The 15685-nt window shown below is 33.9% G+C and carries 14 protein-coding genes and 4 pseudogenes; 3 read left to right on the forward strand and 15 right to left on the reverse strand.

Annotated elements, in window-relative coordinates; all coding sequences use genetic code 11:
• Positions 1-308 (reverse strand): annotated as a pseudogene (locus tag HMPREF1140_RS14120) (transposase); the annotation flags it as partial.
• A gap of 447 nt (positions 309-755) precedes the next feature.
• On the opposite strand from HMPREF1140_RS14120, the gene HMPREF1140_RS04810 reads away from it, so the two are divergent.
• Complete coding sequence (locus HMPREF1140_RS04810; protein ID WP_009662786.1) at positions 756-2135, forward strand: IS4 family transposase; 1380 nt, start codon at positions 756-758, stop codon at positions 2133-2135.
• Positions 2136-2273: 138 nt separating this feature from the next.
• On the opposite strand, the gene HMPREF1140_RS04815 is transcribed toward HMPREF1140_RS04810, so the two are convergent.
• Positions 2274-3848 carry an AAA family ATPase gene (locus HMPREF1140_RS04815; protein ID WP_009662782.1) on the reverse strand — a complete coding sequence of 525 codons (1575 nt, stop codon included), beginning with the start codon at positions 3846-3848 and terminating at the stop codon, positions 2274-2276.
• 11 nt (positions 3849-3859) lie between these two features.
• Positions 3860-4729, reverse strand: a complete 870-nt coding sequence (locus HMPREF1140_RS04820; RefSeq protein ID WP_009662790.1) for a DNA adenine methylase — start codon at positions 4727-4729, stop codon at positions 3860-3862.
• A gap of 206 nt (positions 4730-4935) precedes the next feature.
• Here HMPREF1140_RS04820 and HMPREF1140_RS13220 point away from each other — a divergent pair.
• Positions 4936-6287, forward strand: a pseudogene (locus HMPREF1140_RS13220) (IS1380 family transposase).
• Here the strand turns inward: HMPREF1140_RS13220 and HMPREF1140_RS13225 are convergent.
• The 11 genes and pseudogenes from HMPREF1140_RS13225 to HMPREF1140_RS04890 all read right to left on the reverse strand — a co-directional run.
• A pseudogene (locus tag HMPREF1140_RS13225) lies at positions 6236-6868 on the reverse strand (glycoside hydrolase family 2 TIM barrel-domain containing protein); the annotation flags it as partial. The pseudogenes HMPREF1140_RS13220 and HMPREF1140_RS13225 overlap by 52 nt on opposite strands.
• Positions 6869-6913: 45 nt before the next feature.
• The gene (locus HMPREF1140_RS13400; RefSeq protein ID WP_198007463.1) at positions 6914-7108 is read right to left on the reverse strand and encodes a hypothetical protein; all 195 of its coding nucleotides are present in this window, start codon (positions 7106-7108) and stop codon (positions 6914-6916) included.
• Positions 7109-7132: 24 nt separating this feature from the next.
• A complete protein-coding gene (locus HMPREF1140_RS04840) occupies positions 7133-7690 on the reverse strand; it encodes a chromate transporter (RefSeq protein WP_009662778.1) in 558 nt (185 codons plus the stop codon).
• Entirely contained in the window at positions 7687-8247 is a 561-nt protein-coding gene (locus HMPREF1140_RS04845; protein ID WP_009662785.1) for a chromate transporter, read from the reverse strand. Before HMPREF1140_RS04845 ends, HMPREF1140_RS04840 begins: the two co-directional genes overlap by 4 nt.
• Positions 8240-9238, reverse strand: coding sequence for an L-glyceraldehyde 3-phosphate reductase (mgrA, locus tag HMPREF1140_RS04850; protein WP_009662784.1), 999 nt, complete (start codon positions 9236-9238; stop codon positions 8240-8242). Before mgrA ends, HMPREF1140_RS04845 begins: the two co-directional genes overlap by 8 nt.
• An 18-nt stretch (positions 9239-9256) precedes the next feature.
• Positions 9257-9916, reverse strand: a complete 660-nt coding sequence (locus HMPREF1140_RS04855) for a YoaK family protein (protein ID WP_009662792.1) — start codon at positions 9914-9916, stop codon at positions 9257-9259.
• A gap of 112 nt (positions 9917-10028) precedes the next feature.
• A complete protein-coding gene (locus tag HMPREF1140_RS04860; RefSeq protein ID WP_009662775.1) occupies positions 10029-10757 on the reverse strand; it encodes a hypothetical protein in 729 nt (242 codons plus the stop codon).
• A gap of 138 nt (positions 10758-10895) precedes the next feature.
• Positions 10896-12056, reverse strand: a complete 1161-nt coding sequence (locus HMPREF1140_RS04865) for an SseB family protein (protein ID WP_009662777.1) — start codon at positions 12054-12056, stop codon at positions 10896-10898.
• A gap of 12 nt (positions 12057-12068) precedes the next feature.
• Entirely contained in the window at positions 12069-12704 is a 636-nt protein-coding gene (locus tag HMPREF1140_RS04870) for a hypothetical protein (RefSeq protein ID WP_009662789.1), read from the reverse strand.
• Between the two features lie 22 nt (positions 12705-12726).
• Positions 12727-13347: a hypothetical protein gene (locus HMPREF1140_RS04875; protein WP_009662780.1), complete on the reverse strand. Its 621-nt coding sequence runs from the start codon at positions 13345-13347 to the stop codon at positions 12727-12729.
• A 1213-nt stretch (positions 13348-14560) separates the two neighbouring features.
• On the reverse strand, positions 14561-14806 hold the full coding sequence (locus HMPREF1140_RS04890) for a hypothetical protein (RefSeq protein ID WP_035619936.1): 246 nt from the start codon (positions 14804-14806) through the stop codon (positions 14561-14563).
• Between the two features lie 206 nt (positions 14807-15012).
• Between HMPREF1140_RS04890 and HMPREF1140_RS04895 the strand changes: the two genes are divergently transcribed.
• The gene (locus HMPREF1140_RS04895; protein WP_035619939.1) at positions 15013-15432 is read left to right on the forward strand and encodes a helix-turn-helix domain-containing protein; all 420 of its coding nucleotides are present in this window, start codon (positions 15013-15015) and stop codon (positions 15430-15432) included.
• Between the two features lie 126 nt (positions 15433-15558).
• Here the strand turns inward: HMPREF1140_RS04895 and HMPREF1140_RS13720 are convergent.
• Positions 15559-15685 (reverse strand): annotated as a pseudogene (locus tag HMPREF1140_RS13720) (transposase); the annotation flags it as partial.

Here is a 15685-nt window from a genome sequence, read left to right on the forward strand (position 1 = left end):
ATAAAAGCAATATCTCTTTTACATAAATCCACAATACGATCAATAGAGCGTATTCCTCGCATATTTGCATAAGTAATAACTGCATACATCATGATTGGATTGTACCCTGTTCTTCCCTTATCCGAACAATTGGCTAACAGTCCGGAAAAATCTAAATTCTCCATAACTTTTTTAGGGTATAGACTGGATCGTCATCGGGTAAACTCAATTCATAGAAACTAAAGTTGATTTTCTGTGTCATAGAAACTAAAGTCGATTTTCTGTTGACCTATTTCAAAAAAGTCGTTATAATAATTAACTGTGAGCATAGTTACATTATAACATGTAACGGAGAAAGATGGTTGTCATTAGCCATCTTTTTTTATGGTTGCCATTTCCCGACAGACCCTTCATTATACTGTATTTATGGCCAATCAGCTAAAATTACTCAACGATAGTAGCAACCTTACCTGATCCAACTGTCCTACCACCATCATGGTGCTACGGTGAGGGAAATGGGGTAATTGAGGATAGTTTTAGGCAGTTTTTGTGGTATATATCGCTATTTTTTCAGTATTAATTTATTTTTTGAGGATTTTTAGAGCCAGGATAGAACCAGAGGGGAAGAATTCGTCTAAATTACTCAAACTTCCCACACCAATAAGGTGTGTTGAACCTTGAAAATTCAATATTTCAGCCAATAAAAAAGGCATAAATGCGTTCCAAATGGTATAATAGAGTTGACTAAAACAAAAATACCAAAGGAGATTTATGCCATGTCTATTTTACCACAGAATCATTCAGAAAAGGAAGTATTACTTGATTGTATCCAAAAGTTTTTTACCCACTATCATATAGGAAAACTTCTACATAGATGTAATGGCTCCAAAGAGAAGGGGGTCTCTTCTGTAGCTATCCTCAGATATAAGTTAGGCAACATCTTTGTAGGTAAAAGTATGTATATGCAACAACGTACAGGTTCTTTCAAAGAGAAATTCTCTAAAAATACCTTTTACCGTTTTCAGAATTCTGTTAAAACGAACTGGATACGTTTTACCTCTCTTTTGGCAGCTGACATCGTCAACAAAGATATTAAGAAGCTTACAGATGACAATAGAAAGAATTTCTTTATTATTGATGACAGCTTGTTTAACCGCACAAGTTGTAAGAAAACAGAGTTAGCTTCAAAAGTCTTTGATCATACAAGTATGTACTACAAGAAAGGTTTTCGTATGCTTACCTTAAGTTGGAGTGATGGAAACTCCTTAATTCCTGTGAACAGCTGCCTTCTTGCATCTTCTAAACAATCAAACCTGACTGGATCGATAAAAGAGTTTGATAACAGAACCATTGCAGGCAAACGTCGTAAGTTAGCACAAACGAAGGCTCCTCAAGCAATGCTTACACTTTTAGATACTGCTGTATCTTCGGGATTATCTGCAGACTACGTTCTATTTGATACATGGTTTGCAAACCCTGCACAGATTACTGCGATTAAAGGTAAAGGCATGGATGTTATCGCTATGATAAAGAAAAGCAACCGTATCAAATACCTATATAATGAAGAACAGTTAAATATCAAGGAAATCTATTCCAAGAACAAGAAACGACGTGGCAAATCCAAATATTTGCTTTCTATTCATGTTATTGTTGGAAAAGAGAATCAAGTTCCTGCTAAGATCGTGTGTGTACGAAACAAGGCTAATCGTAAAGACTGGCTTGCTTTTCTATGCACAGACACTACTCTGTCTGAAGAAGAAATAATCCGTATTTATGGTAAACGTTGGAAAATCGAGGTGTTTTTCAAGACCTGTAAATCAATGCTTAACCTCATCGGTGAATGTCATATTTTATCATATGATGCACTGACTGCTCATGTGGCAATTGTGTTTACCAGGTATATGTTACTTGTAACTGAACAAAGAAAAAATGAAGACCAAAGAACGTTAGGAGAACTATTCTTTTTCCTTGTAGATGAAATGGCAGATATTACTTTCAACATATCACTTAGTATCCTAATGGATGCTTTAATGGCAAGCCTTCAGGAAATTTTAAGGCTCAATGATGCACAGTTGGCTATTTTTACTGCTGATTTTGAGGCAAGATTACCGAAATATCTGCGAAATGCACTCCATCCAGAGGCTATATCGGCATAAATTGCTATTTTGTTAGCTGAAATATTGAATTTTCAAGGTGCTAAACCCATTTTAGGTATGGGAAGTTTGAGTTAATTAGTAAAAGCATTTTTATTATTTTATTTTTCTTACAATTGTTAATTATAACAAGCCTGTCTATTATCCATTATAATTCTTTAAAGTAGCAAATCCAGTTTTATGTGCGACATAATTATATGCCTTTACAAATTCATCCACGAATTTTTTTACCTCATGTGGATTACGTTTTTTCCATTCATTTATAAATTTTGAATATGACCTCCCTGCATTATCCTTTTGACCATCAAACCATTTTTTAATATCATCAACATCAAATAACTGATTGGGATAATCTCTAAAGCAAACATCTTTTGAATAGCCACTCATAGAATTATCCCAAAATTTGTCCTCCTCATCCATTTCAAATAGCAAATCATATATCATTTTTTCAGGAGCAGACATAGTCGGCAGGAATACAAAGTTTTCATTTTGAGGATAATTATTCCATCCTTTCTTAGAATCCTTCACATCTCCGTCGAGAACAACAATATTATTTAGAAACTCGGGAACTTTATGTTTATACATTGTCTTGTATACAGTCCAAGGTAAATCCATTTTTGTAACAAACTCTATTACATCTTTTATTTCTTTAGTTAAAAAAGCCTTACTAAATATTGTTCCTATTTTATCCTCACAGTACACTTTTATTTTTGATGATAGCTCTCTTCTTCCAGCTACAACATTTAAATTATTCTCAATATCCCTTAAAGATGGATTTTCTGTTATCTTAATCTTGCCGTTTGTTTTCTGTAGATAAGTAATACTGTTTCTATTATTGTATTTACCTGTTTTAAGAAAATTTATTACTGACATGGAATGTGTGGTAAAAAAATATTGCAAATTATAATTTTGGGCGGAATCATACATAAATTCCACCAATTTTTCCTGAGCAGCCGGATAAAGTGTACTTTCTAACTCATCTATACAAATTATCCCTCCTATATATTCTTTGGGATATTTTTCTTTTAGTCGAATCATAGATAATACTGCTAAAATTATGCGTCCTATATTATCTTGCCCAGCTGAAATAGTCCATGCATCTGTTGACGCTGTTTCAGGTCCTAGTGTATGTTTACTATTTCCATTAGAGCTCAAAATATCTTGAACATTTTGGATAACTTCCGTACTAATAAGTATCTTATTGTGAGCATTAATATAAAATTCTTTTTCTTCTTTAGTCAACTCTGAAGGGTTTATTTGCAGTCTTGCTTCTTCACCTATGGGGAGTAATCTTTTCATACTTAGGTATATAACTGGACATTGGATATAATTCATATTTTTCTCTCGTCCTTCTGTAGACCAAAATCGTAGTTTCCCATTATCACTTCTTCTCTCACTTATACAAGTATAAATTTTCTTAGAATAAATTTTTTTGTTCACTTGCAAAGACCATTTATGTTCCCCAGGAATATCATACTTATCCGAAAACTTAAACTTATCACTCATTGGAGAATTAAATTCTTTCCCCCCAATTAGTGGCTGTTCAGAAGACATAGCACCTGTTTTTAGCGTAAATGGATGTGCCAGCATTCCTAACAATGTTGTCTTCATAGTTCCGTTTTTCCCAATTATTGCATTAACTGGTCTATTAAACTTTATGGAAACTTTTTCTAATCCTCTAAATTTTACAATATCAATTTGTTCAATAATTACCATTAGCTAACCTTTCACCTTAAATTTATATATATATTTTTTTCTTCTAGTTCTTTATTTATAGGGCAATTCACATTACTAGGGAAAATTATCAATTCACTTGCAAGTCTTTTTTGAGAAACACTATAATTCAAGTCATACTGTTTTACATTATAATTATTATATATCTTTAATATATCAGGTGCATTATCATATGTTATAATCCAGTTGCATTTTACTTTATCTCGAATCAATTTTTCGATGCGTTTATGATCTGGCAGGGTAAAATAATTCATATATAACTGCTTACCTTTTGCAAAATATGGAGGATCAAAATATATTAATGTTTTGTTTCCATATTTATATAAATACTTTGTTATTAAACTATTTACATCTTTATTATAAACTGAAATATCAGATCTTCTTTTTCCTATTTTTGACACTCTCTCAGCTAAATCTTCCCTATTAAATCTGGCATCCATCTTCCAATCTCCAGACTGAGACTTTCCTCCAATAGGTCCACCATTAATTATCCCAGAACGATTAGTTCTATTTAGATAAAATGCTGCAAACCCTAGCTCAAAACAGTATCTTTTTGATTGGCTTAATATACTCTTTTGTCTTTGCCATTCACTAATATTAAGCGGTACATTATGTATATATTCAATAAACCTTTCATTTTCTATTAAAACTGCTTTCCAAAATGATGAAATTGCCTTATCATAATCATTTATTACAATATGACTTACATAGTCATTAAGCAACAAGTCTAGAGCAATACCTGCTCCCCCAGCAAAAGGTTCAATATATGTACCATCTTTCAATGCCAAGCTATCAATCATTACTTTCATAAATGGTGCTAGTTTTGCTTTACCACCAGGATATCTCAATGGAGAATAATACATTGTATCCTTCCTTTCCATACAAACATTATTTTATCTAAAATAATCCCAGATTATTCATGGTAACTCCATGAAAGTGGCTTAAAGCCATATAATTACTATATTTTAACAAAATATTGCTTTCACTTATCAAGTGAAGAAAAAAGAGCATCCATTTGTGGTAAATTTAAGGTGCTTAAACTCAATATAATCACACAAAGGAGCCCTTTATGAGTATTGTAAACACCTTATCATTTGAAAGCAATAGAAAAATTAAAATTAATTTCGATGGAGACGATTTATCCTCCAATGTAGGCTTACTTCTTATAAAAGAATTCGTAAGTAAACTTGGCATTGATAAACTTTTCAGTCAATCATTTAAGACCAATGATTCTGCATTATTCCGATATCACACTGATAAAGAAAACCTTCTTCAGATGATATATATGATCATTGCAGGCTATTTTGAAGATGACACTTCAGATGAACTTACAAATGATCCTGTGTTTAAAGCAGTGCTTAATAAAGGAACTTTAGCATCACAACCGACTATTTCAAGATTTCATAATCGAATGGATGAGGATTCTCTGAATCAGTTCCTTTCAATAAATCAAATTCTTCGAAAGAAAGTTTATAGCATTCAGATGCCTGAAGCTATCATTTTAGATTTGGACTCAACACTTCTTAATGCCTACGGCAAGCAGGAAGGCAGAGCATTTAACTTTCACTATCAAAGTAACGGATACCATCCACTTGTTTGCTATGATGGAATCACAGGAGATTTGATTAAAATCCAACTTCGCGATGGAACTCAGTATTCAAGCACAGGGGTTGTAGACTTTCTACAGCCTATACTTGATAAATATCTTGAAGCTTTTCCGGAAATTAAACTTCTCCTTCGTGGAGATAGTGGCTTTGCAACACTAAGTTTTATAAACAGTGTGAAGAAAATGGTACCGGCTATGTAATTCGTTTGAAAGAAAATGCCATACTTCGTGATAAGGCATCATATCTTGTAGATGAACTTGATGAAATCACAAAAAACAACAAAGTAGATTATGCTGTAGTTTATGGTGAATTCATGTATCAGGCAGGTCCTTGGCCTTATGAAAGACGTGTTGTCTGTAAAATCGAAAAACCTGAAAACCAAATGACTTACATGTATACATTCATTGTTACAAATATGGAGTCATCCCCTGAATATCTTATCAAGTTCTATTGCAAAAGAGGCTTGATGGAAAACTTCATAAAGGAAAGTAAAACAGGTTTTGACTTTGCTTCTGTCAGCAGTCATACAAGAATTGTAAATGCCAACAGGCTTCAAATACATGCACTTGCTTATAACATATTTAATTGGTTTAGACGATTGGCGTTATCTGCAAATATGAGAAAACAACGCATTGATACTGTCCGTCTAAAACTGCTAAAGATTGCAGCAAAAGTAATTCGTTCAGCAAGGTATATAACATTCAAGCTGTTTGAACCTATACCGGTTAGAGCATGGTCAAGACAAAGCACTGTACTCTCAGACTCTACAAGTTCAAAATTATGTTTCGCTCTTTCAAGCTCTTCTTGTGTATAAACAGAAACATTAAATGAGAAAGTTTTATCGGCTGCCGCCGCTATACCAAACTGAGAATTTGTTATCTCCACAAAATCACAGTCATAGTGACTTCCGTTTTCCTGTGGATTTATATAGTCCTCATGCATCTCACTCACTCTTTTTTCGTATAAACCATGACTTGTAGAATAATGTTTATCTCTATAACTCTCATGAGGTCACATACCGAAGTAAGAAGCGTTTTCAAGCTTCATGTCAAGGAATAATCTTATTCCGAATCTTGGAAGATCTGGGAATTCTTCATCTTTTATGACATGTATAGATGATATTATTGCTCCCATGCAGCCAATCTTCCAAACAACCTCTGCATCCAAAATCTTTTGAATGCTTGCAGCAGACATGGAAGTTTTTACTGATATCTGTACCCCATCGTATAATTTTATAATATCTGTTTCATAAGCTCTTACATATGCTTCATTATACTTTGCCTTCTTCCATTCAAGCCTTGCATACGCATCATTATCTGTAGGCGCTCTCCAAATATTAAGCTCCATAAATCTGTTGATATATTCTCTTCCTTCAAATACCAAAGATTCAAACACTCCGTTTTTCTTACTGTAGGTATAAGTAAATGACTGCCTAAAAAATTATTCCTTTACATCATAAATACTCTCAAAATATTTAAACTTCCATATACCGTTTAAAAACTGTATTCTGTCTGAGCTTTCACGATGCTCTACAAGATCATCCATCCTCTTTGAATCCGGTATATAATACGCTCTTGCCGGCACAGTGTTCTCATGTAAAACATTTAAGTCCTCATAATAACGTGGTACAATCATTTGCGTTTGCAGCAGTCCCTATCTTTATTTAAATAATATATTGTAGAATAAATTTAATATCCCTGAGAGAAGTATTACAGATATAGGATTCTTATTATACTTTACCAAAAGTACCAAAGATATACCGAATATAAAAACCATATGTAGCCTGATATCATCTATTTTAAATCCGTTCAATCCGAAGGCTGACTGTAATATCTTTATTCCTGATATTGCAATCAAAACCACCACAGCCGGTCTTAGGACTGAAAGTATTGTTTGCAGTATTGTAAGCTTTTTATATTTCATATACATCCATGAAAGAAAAATAAGTAGTACGCTTGACGGAAGTATACAACCGAGAGTGGCAACTATTGCACCCGGTATACCACCTATTCTTATACCTACAAAGGTAGCCGAATTTACTGCAATAGGACCCGGTGTCATCTGAGATATGGTAATAAGATCTGTAAACTCCTCAGGTGTAAGCCAATGGTATGCATCCACCACTTCACTTTGAATAATAGGCATTGCCGCATAACCTCCACCAAAACTGAAGGCGCCTATTTTTAAAAAACTTATAAACAATTTTAGGTAAATCATTTACTTTTCTCCACATTTTTTGATATAAAGGTCTTTATAATTCCAACCGAAATGCAAATTAATATAATATATATCACATTAACTTTAAAATAAAAATTCAAAACAAAGGCAGCCAACATTATAAGGATATTAAAAAAGCCTTTCTTTACTACACCTACCCCCATCTGAAAACTTACAGAAGCAATTACCGCACCCACTCCCGATTGCATACCTTCAAGCATAAAAGCAATATATCTGTTTTCTCTAAACAAAATATAAAACATGGATATAATAGAAATTATTAAAAAAGGCGGAATGACAGTGGCGACTATTGCCACAATAACTCCTAAAATTCCTGCAATCTTATATCCGACAACTATGGCTCCGTTTACTGCAATTGCTCCCGGTGCCGACTGTGCAATAGCTACCAAATCAAGCATCTCATCATTTTCTATCCAATGATACTCATCCACAAACTTTTTCTTCATCAAAGTAACAATGACATAGCCGCCACCAAAGGTGAATGCACTCAAATAAAGAGTTGAAATAAAAAGCTTAATAAGAATTTTCCTATTCATATGCTTTTACGATTTCATCTATCTTTTTTAATTCTTCTTCACTGAATGAAGTATTTTCTATAGCTGCAATATTATCAAGTACCTGTGAAGGTTTGGATGCACCTATAAGTACCGATGTCATAACATCATCCTTAAGTACCCATGAAAGTGCCATCTGTGCAAGACTTTGATTTCTCTCTTTTGCAATATCATTTAATTTTCTTATAGCTTCCAGTTTCTTCTCCGTAAGATTATTCTCATTTAAAAATCTTCCGTCAGTTGCTACTCTGCTGTCACTTGGTATACCGTTAAGATATCTGTCACTCAAAAGTCCCTGTGCCAAAGGACTGAAAGATATGATACCCTTCTTTAATTTGCCTGCCATATCTTTTAAGCCGTTATTTTCAACAGTTCTGTCAAAAATTGAATATCTGTTTTGATTTATTATAAAAGGAACTTTAATCTCATCCAAAATCTTTGCAGCCTGCTCCAAAGTCTCTCCGTCATAGTTTGAAATTCCGACATATAATGCCTTACCGCTGTTTACTATCTGCGCCAAAGCACCACAGGTCTCCTCAAGCGGTGTATTCTTATCCATTCTGTGGTGATAGAATATATCCACATATTCAAGTCCCATTCTCTTTAAACTCTGATCGATACTTGCTATCAAATACTTTCTGCTGCCGAAATCTCCGTAAGGACCGTCCCACATAGTATATCCGGCCTTTGTGCTGATAATCATCTCGTCTCTGTACTTTCCGAAATTCTCTTTTAATATAATTCCGAAATTCTTTTCGGCACTTCCGGGTGCCGGACCATAGTTGTTTGCAAGATCAAAATGAGTGATACCGTTGTCAAAAGCTGTAAACAAAATATCCTTCATACTTTCAAGATTGGAATGGTCTCCAAAATTATGCCAGAGTCCAAGAGATACCAACGGCAATTTTAATCCGCTGTTACCACAATAAGCATATTTCATTTTCTCATATCTGTCTTCCTTTGCAAAATACATAAAAACCCCTTTCAAATATCAATTTTCAAATTCCTTGAACATCATTAAAAAAATCATTGTAAGCATTCCTGCCGCAATCAAAATAGCCTTTTCATTAAAAAGCCCTACTGCAAAATATCCTAAAGCGGTACCGGCTATAAATATCATTATACATATATAATAATATAAACCCTTTTCTAAAGACAATTTGTCACCGGTACTGATTCCACGATAAAGATTCTGTGTTCCGCTCTTTAAATTTCCGGTACACATTGTAGTTGCTATTACAACATCTCTTATTTTAGGGAATGTGGCAAACTGCACTCCCGATACCAAAGATATTATGGAATTAGCAATTTGGTTCATATCCTGCGGCAAAAATGCCACAACTATAAATGCTGCTATTTCAAGCAGTAAAGGAATCTGCCTCCAATGTATCATATCAATTTTTTCTTTTCTACGCTTTATTATTTCAGATATAGCCACTCCTATGGCAAAGGATGTTATAGGTATAATATAATTTACAGATTCTAAAAACTTTCCTTCACATATCTTTAATGTCATCAGTATAATATTACCTGTCTCGGCATTGGCAAAAACCTTTCCACGGTTTATATATGAATAAGCATCCATAAAGCCTCCGGAAAGTGCCAAGAACAATCCGACCGTTATGGACTCTGAAGTCTGCCATCTTTTCATTTTATCCCTCTTAATCTAAAAGAATACCTCTTTATTTTAAACCATTACAGCGATAAATTAAAGCAATAAAAAAAGTATAGCCTATATTTTATATAAACTATACTCTTAAAATTTACTTCAATGATGTAAATGCATCCAAAGCCTTTTGTGCTTTTTCTTCAGAAGTACTACTCGCTGTAATGATTGCCATAAAGTTTCCCGACTTTATATAAATCTGCTTTCTGTACACGGTATAATCACCGCTTGTATCCGTAGCACTCATTGCTATGGTTTCTCTACCGTTAAACATCGCCTTGGCACTCTCCACACTGACATTTACCATACCTGAAGCTTTGTACTGCTCCTGGAGTTTGGCTACAACATCTTCCAATTCGGTTTCAGTCTCAAAAGGTGTACCCATCTTTTCTATGACAACATTTACATTGCTGACTCCTGTACCGTTCTCACTGGTAGCGTATAAATCCATATATATACTTTCATCCGCTTCTTCCTGTGTCATACCGGCTTGCTTTATAAAAATATCTCTCATCTGAGCGATATTATCTCTGCTTTCCATCTTGTAATTATTTGCAGGCGCATCAAACCTGATATTGAAAACTTCATTTGTATATACTGAATCTTCTTTTCTGCCTCTGTAATATTGTATATCATCTTCGGCATGTGTCTCTTCCTGTATAACTTCAGCCTGAGTGGTGGTTTCCTCTGTAGTGGGTACTTCGGTAGTACTTTCTACTACAGTTGTTTCCGCCTGTGAGGCAGTTGTCTCGGCATTAGTTTTGCCGCTACATGCAGTCATCACAACCGATAAAAATAATACAGGTATAAAAATATTTTTCTTCATTGTCATCACTCCGTGTAATAAATAATTCCCGAGTATTCTAGAATCCATCTGTGACTAAATTCTGATAAGATATTACAACAATGTGATTAAAATGTAAATATTTTTTTAAATTCTCTTCTGTAATCATTAATAATTAGCCTAATTCTTTTTATATAAAGGCTCTTGTTTCATCATATTACTTGCAAAATCTGCCTGTTTTAAAGTGGCAAAATCAAGATATACCACTTCTCTAAGCAAATCTCTGCAGCTCTCATAAACACTCTTATAGTATTTTCTGACATCTTCATCATCTATATCCATTATTATAAGATATGATTTTGTACCTGTCTCATCCACCCTAAGCATCATGTCTATTAATTTTATCTCACTATGAGCATTTCCAAAGGCAATCAATCTCTTTTTTATAGCTGATACTTCTTCATTATCTGAGGGATACACCAAAAGATTTTCCTCACCGCCTTTTGTAACCTTTTTTTCTATAACTGCCTCTCCAAATTGGCTTTGGTATCCGGGTGAATTAACTATACTGTTGATATTTTCCGAGTTCATGTAAAAAGATGTAGGACCGTAAGGATTAATAATAAATCCACCGTCATTCTTTAAACATCCTAAAATATCCGGGAATCTTACAATGATTGTTTCCTGTTTCCAATTTGCAGGTCCTTTATCCGCCCAATTTTTCAAAGCAGTCCAGTCTGTAAATACCGGAAGTGCAGTTACTCCACCTTCAAGATTTATACCGTAAATATTTATTTTTGTATCTTTTTTTAAAACAGTCTCTCCGCTGCCCTTAAAATCTCCCGACATATGTATGGGCAACAGATAATGTGCACTTACCATCTCACGGAAAAATAGATTTACAAAATCTTCATCCTTATAGTAATTATCATATTCATATAGAAGTCCAAGTATATATGGATTTTCCACCGCCTTATTCACATCGGATTCTATCTGAAATTCTATATTTGTAAGTAAAGCGTATTTAAAATCATCCGACTCGTCTATATGTTCAAACCATATATTTGCATGCGAATCTTTTATTACTTCCAAATCATTTCCTGCACCGTCTGTAATCTTTACAATTTTAAGATGAGATACTTTACCGCTTTTAAAAAGTACGGTTACTTCCTCTTTACTTACCGTACCGTGCACATATCCTTTAAGTACTATACTTCCCGTATCTTTACAGCTCTTTACCAACATGGTAAATCTGTTTTTGACTGTTTCAACCGATTTATTTTCTTTATTATCAATACTTTTTTTAGATGAAAAAGCATCTTTTATTTTATTCCAAAACATATATACTCCAAGTTACTGCGCTTTTGTAAAGGCGTTCAAACAGTCTTTAACAACCTTTTCGTCTTTAGCATTTATAACTATAACTGATACATCCTTTCCCGACTCTAAAAACACCTGTGTATGATACTGTGTAACACCGTTTGCGGTTAACTTTGCATTTATACAAGGAGCATCCTGACCCAAAAATTTTATAGTTGTACTTTCCGCCTTAATATCTCCCGCACCCTCATTATCCTTATTGATTTTCGCTATATTTCCGTCTATATATGCATTTAAATCCGAGGTTATATTTACAAGTCCGAATAATACAGAGCTGCTGTTTGCAGTGTCATGTGCATACATTTTTAATGTATCATCATGTGTCTTTTTTTGCATATCACTAAGATCCTCGGTACTTACCATCTCCATATTTACAGACTTAGCATCAAACTTTATATTAAACACTTTATTGGTATATATACTGCCGTCATATGTACCGTTCATATCTTCATTGTTTGCGCGCTCAGCAGTGCTTTCTACAGTACTTGCAACAGGACTCTCTGTCTTACTTTCAGCTTTGTTATCGGCCTTGTTACCTCCACAAGCAGTTATGGAAAGAGCAGACAAAACTACAATACCCGCCATTATAAGTTTAATATTCTTCTTCATTTTTCTCCTTTATAAACACTTACTATGCCTTTGTAAATGCACCGAGGCAATTATCAATACTCTGTGCATCTTGTGAATTTACTTCTATTACAGCCACATGGTTGTCCGACTGTAAAAATACTTTTGTACGATAATATGTCACACTTCCCGAAGTAAGCTCTGCATGAAGAGACTCTACATCCTCACCCAGAAAGTTTATTGTATAACTTTCCACTTTAACATTCTCATCACCAAGACCTTTATTTTCCTCTTTTATTGTCGAGATATCTTCATCTATGTACGCCTTTACATCGGTACCGTCATCCAAAACTGTAAAATCCACCCTACTTCCCGAATCGCCGCTTTGTGCCTCCATCTTTAATGAATAATCATTGTGGCTTATACTCATAGCAGCAAGCTCATCAGCACTTACCATTTCCATATTAGAGGCTTTGGCATCAAACTTTACATTAAATAACTTATTTGTGTACACATCACCGGCAATTGTACCATCCGTATCGGTATCTTTTTTGCTTTCTGCAAATGATTCCACCACTCTATTTCCGGCACTTTCTTTTATATTATCCTTACTTCCGCAGGCAGTTACAGATAATGCTCCCATCAGCACACATCCGATCACTATATATTTAAAATTCCTTTTCATTTTTCCTCCCAGGTACAAAATATAATTTTTATTTAAGTATATCACCTATTAAAATAAAAATAAATTGTTCAATCAAAAAGAGGATGTACCATTTGATAATGTTCGTATAAATTCGGGAATGATTATTCTTCAAATTAATAGAAGTATTATAGATGAAGAATTCTTTATTGAACAATTCAGAATGCAGTTTGATGATATCAAAAAATCATTGGCAAGTGGTTCGGCACAACCACAATTGCCAATTTCAACAATGAACAAGATCAGTGTTATTATGCCTAATTTAAACGTACACAGAGAGTATTCTGGATTTATCCAGCAAGTCAACAAATCTATAAATTTGTGATAGTCGTATCCTTTTCGATAAAATACATGTTCCCCGATTTGATATCATATCCTAAACTGCTCAACTTATAAGCTCCCATAAGTTGCACATTAACACGCTGAGAAAGTACAATCTTAATCGTCTTACAAGTCAAAAATTCAGCAAACGTATAAGTCCACCCGTCGGATGTTTTTGAACGCTTATCGACTTTCCGACCGTTCTTTTCTTTCTGCACCTTTTTCCCATTACTATCTAGCAATTTAGGAAAATGTTAAGTTCCGAGATAAATCCCTACAATATTTTCAAGTTTTGTCATGCTCGACATTTTAGCTTGCGCCTTGTTGTGAGATTGTAATGCTTGCAATTTTTGCAATTGTGATAATCCGTTTGTTTGTTGTGCTTGTTCTTGAGACATAAGAAAAATGTCTTTTCTAAAATTGTTTTTTGCTCACTTCAACCATCAAACAACTTTAGAAAAGACATTCAATATTATAACTTTGACACCATAATTTCAATTGTGGTATAATAGTTTTGCGTATATGAGGGTCTTACTAGTTGCTTACAGGCGTTATGTAAGACTTTTTTTGTGCTCCGAATTCAGTTGTATAGGCTAATTTGGAGTCTTTTTTATTATATCACGATTTTTAGAACTGTGGTTTTTTTGAAACCTTTTATAAACCCTCTGGGCTTCTGCCCAGACCCGACAAGCGTAGGACACTTGACCCCACCTCCGAAAAGAACAACACTTCGCTTTGATATTTAATTCTTTTCTTACGGCTGACACAATCTAGCAAAAGTTCAACAACACTTCAAGAGTCGCTACGCTTTTTCTCTTTCCATTTTTGTTGAACTTGTGCTTTTTTTAATTATACCGACGAAAAGAATTAAACATTAATCCTCCGTAATCTCTCCCGAAACCCGAAGTTGTGTAGCCCAATTATCATAAATATCTGCCATTCTTCGATATAACTGAGCATTTTCATTATAAACATCAGCAACCGCTTTAGGTAACGTAGTTCCAGCAATCTTAAGTGCCATAGGATTATTACTATACCTATCTAAAACTTCTTGCTGATTTTTAAGTTCTTCAGTAATTTGCATGTGATTCATTTTCGATAAAATATTTTCGTCAAACATATTGGTATATGTCCTTTCTTTTTTTAAGTTTATTGTAACACTATATATATATAATGTCAAGCGAGTGAATATGACAAAAATGTTGTTATAATAGCATTTTAGAGAACTTTATACACCAAAAAACTTGACTTAATTTGCTTGTTTTAATATAATAAACTTATATAAACTGTCGATTCTATAATAAAACAAGCAGAAAAGGTATATTTATGTCAAGATACGGAAAAACAAAGAACATCAACTGGTTTGCTACCACCACAATTGGAATGAATGAACTAGCTAAAAATACAGATTTTGAGTTAACTACTTCAGATTTTCGGTTACTATTTTACTTATTGTCTAAAATCGACGATGACAATCGATCAAAAGTTCCAAAGCAAGAAATCATTTCAAACGAAATCGGTTTATCAGTCAGAAAAATTTCTGAAGCACTAAGAAAACTTCAAAACGCTAAAATCATAATCAAAACCAAAGACCAAGCTCGCACTTACTTTATAAATCCAACTTTTTTTTATACAGGAGGTTTCAAAGTCATCCAAGAAAAACAAGATGATTTTAATGAATTATCAGAAACTCACGGATATAAAGCATACACACCAATCTCAAATGATGAATCCTTTGGAATCTAAGATGATGTGAAAAAACTCGTTTGAGTTTTTTCGCATCTCCCTTTTTGCATTTATTGTGTATAAATGACTAAAATCATACGCAAAAAAGCGCAGTTCCCCTACCCCATAGAAATTCTTTTTTTGAATTTATGCGGCAGCTATATTTCTCATCTTTTTTCTTATATTTATATAAATTATGGCCTATCGCCACGAGTAAAACTTCCAGTTTGACTGAATGAATACCTCTTCGGACAATTCTCTTGTACCAACGGTC

It is taken from the genome of Lachnoanaerobaculum sp. ICM7 (genome assembly GCF_000287675.1).
GTDB lineage: Bacteria > Bacillota > Clostridia > Lachnospirales > Lachnospiraceae > Lachnoanaerobaculum.

Excerpts from the sequence above, each read along its gene's own strand:
- HMPREF1140_RS04845 (WP_009662785.1), bottom strand. The coding sequence starts at position 8,247 with ATGAATAGGAAAATTCTTATTAAGCTTTTTATTTCAACTCTTTATTTG.
- HMPREF1140_RS04820 (WP_009662790.1), bottom strand. The coding sequence starts at position 4,729 with ATGTATTATTCTCCATTGAGATATCCTGGTGGTAAAGCAAAACTAGCA.
- HMPREF1140_RS04860 (WP_009662775.1), bottom strand. The coding sequence starts at position 10,757 with ATGAAGAAAAATATTTTTATACCTGTATTATTTTTATCGGTTGTGATG.
- HMPREF1140_RS04865 (WP_009662777.1), bottom strand. The coding sequence starts at position 12,056 with ATGTTTTGGAATAAAATAAAAGATGCTTTTTCATCTAAAAAAAGTATT.
- HMPREF1140_RS04810 (WP_009662786.1), top strand. The coding sequence starts at position 756 with ATGTCTATTTTACCACAGAATCATTCAGAAAAGGAAGTATTACTTGAT.
- HMPREF1140_RS04890 (WP_035619936.1), bottom strand. The coding sequence starts at position 14,806 with ATGTTTGACGAAAATATTTTATCGAAAATGAATCACATGCAAATTACT.
- HMPREF1140_RS04870 (WP_009662789.1), bottom strand. The coding sequence starts at position 12,704 with ATGAAGAAGAATATTAAACTTATAATGGCGGGTATTGTAGTTTTGTCT.
- HMPREF1140_RS04895 (WP_035619939.1), top strand. The coding sequence starts at position 15,013 with ATGTCAAGATACGGAAAAACAAAGAACATCAACTGGTTTGCTACCACC.
- HMPREF1140_RS04840 (WP_009662778.1), bottom strand. The coding sequence starts at position 7,690 with ATGATTTACCTAAAATTGTTTATAAGTTTTTTAAAAATAGGCGCCTTC.
- HMPREF1140_RS04815 (WP_009662782.1), bottom strand. The coding sequence starts at position 3,848 with ATGGTAATTATTGAACAAATTGATATTGTAAAATTTAGAGGATTAGAA.
- HMPREF1140_RS04855 (WP_009662792.1), bottom strand. The coding sequence starts at position 9,916 with ATGAAAAGATGGCAGACTTCAGAGTCCATAACGGTCGGATTGTTCTTG.
- mgrA (WP_009662784.1), bottom strand. The coding sequence starts at position 9,238 with ATGTATTTTGCAAAGGAAGACAGATATGAGAAAATGAAATATGCTTAT.
- HMPREF1140_RS04875 (WP_009662780.1), bottom strand. The coding sequence starts at position 13,347 with ATGAAAAGGAATTTTAAATATATAGTGATCGGATGTGTGCTGATGGGA.
- HMPREF1140_RS13400 (WP_198007463.1), bottom strand. The coding sequence starts at position 7,108 with ATGATTGTACCACGTTATTATGAGGACTTAAATGTTTTACATGAGAAC.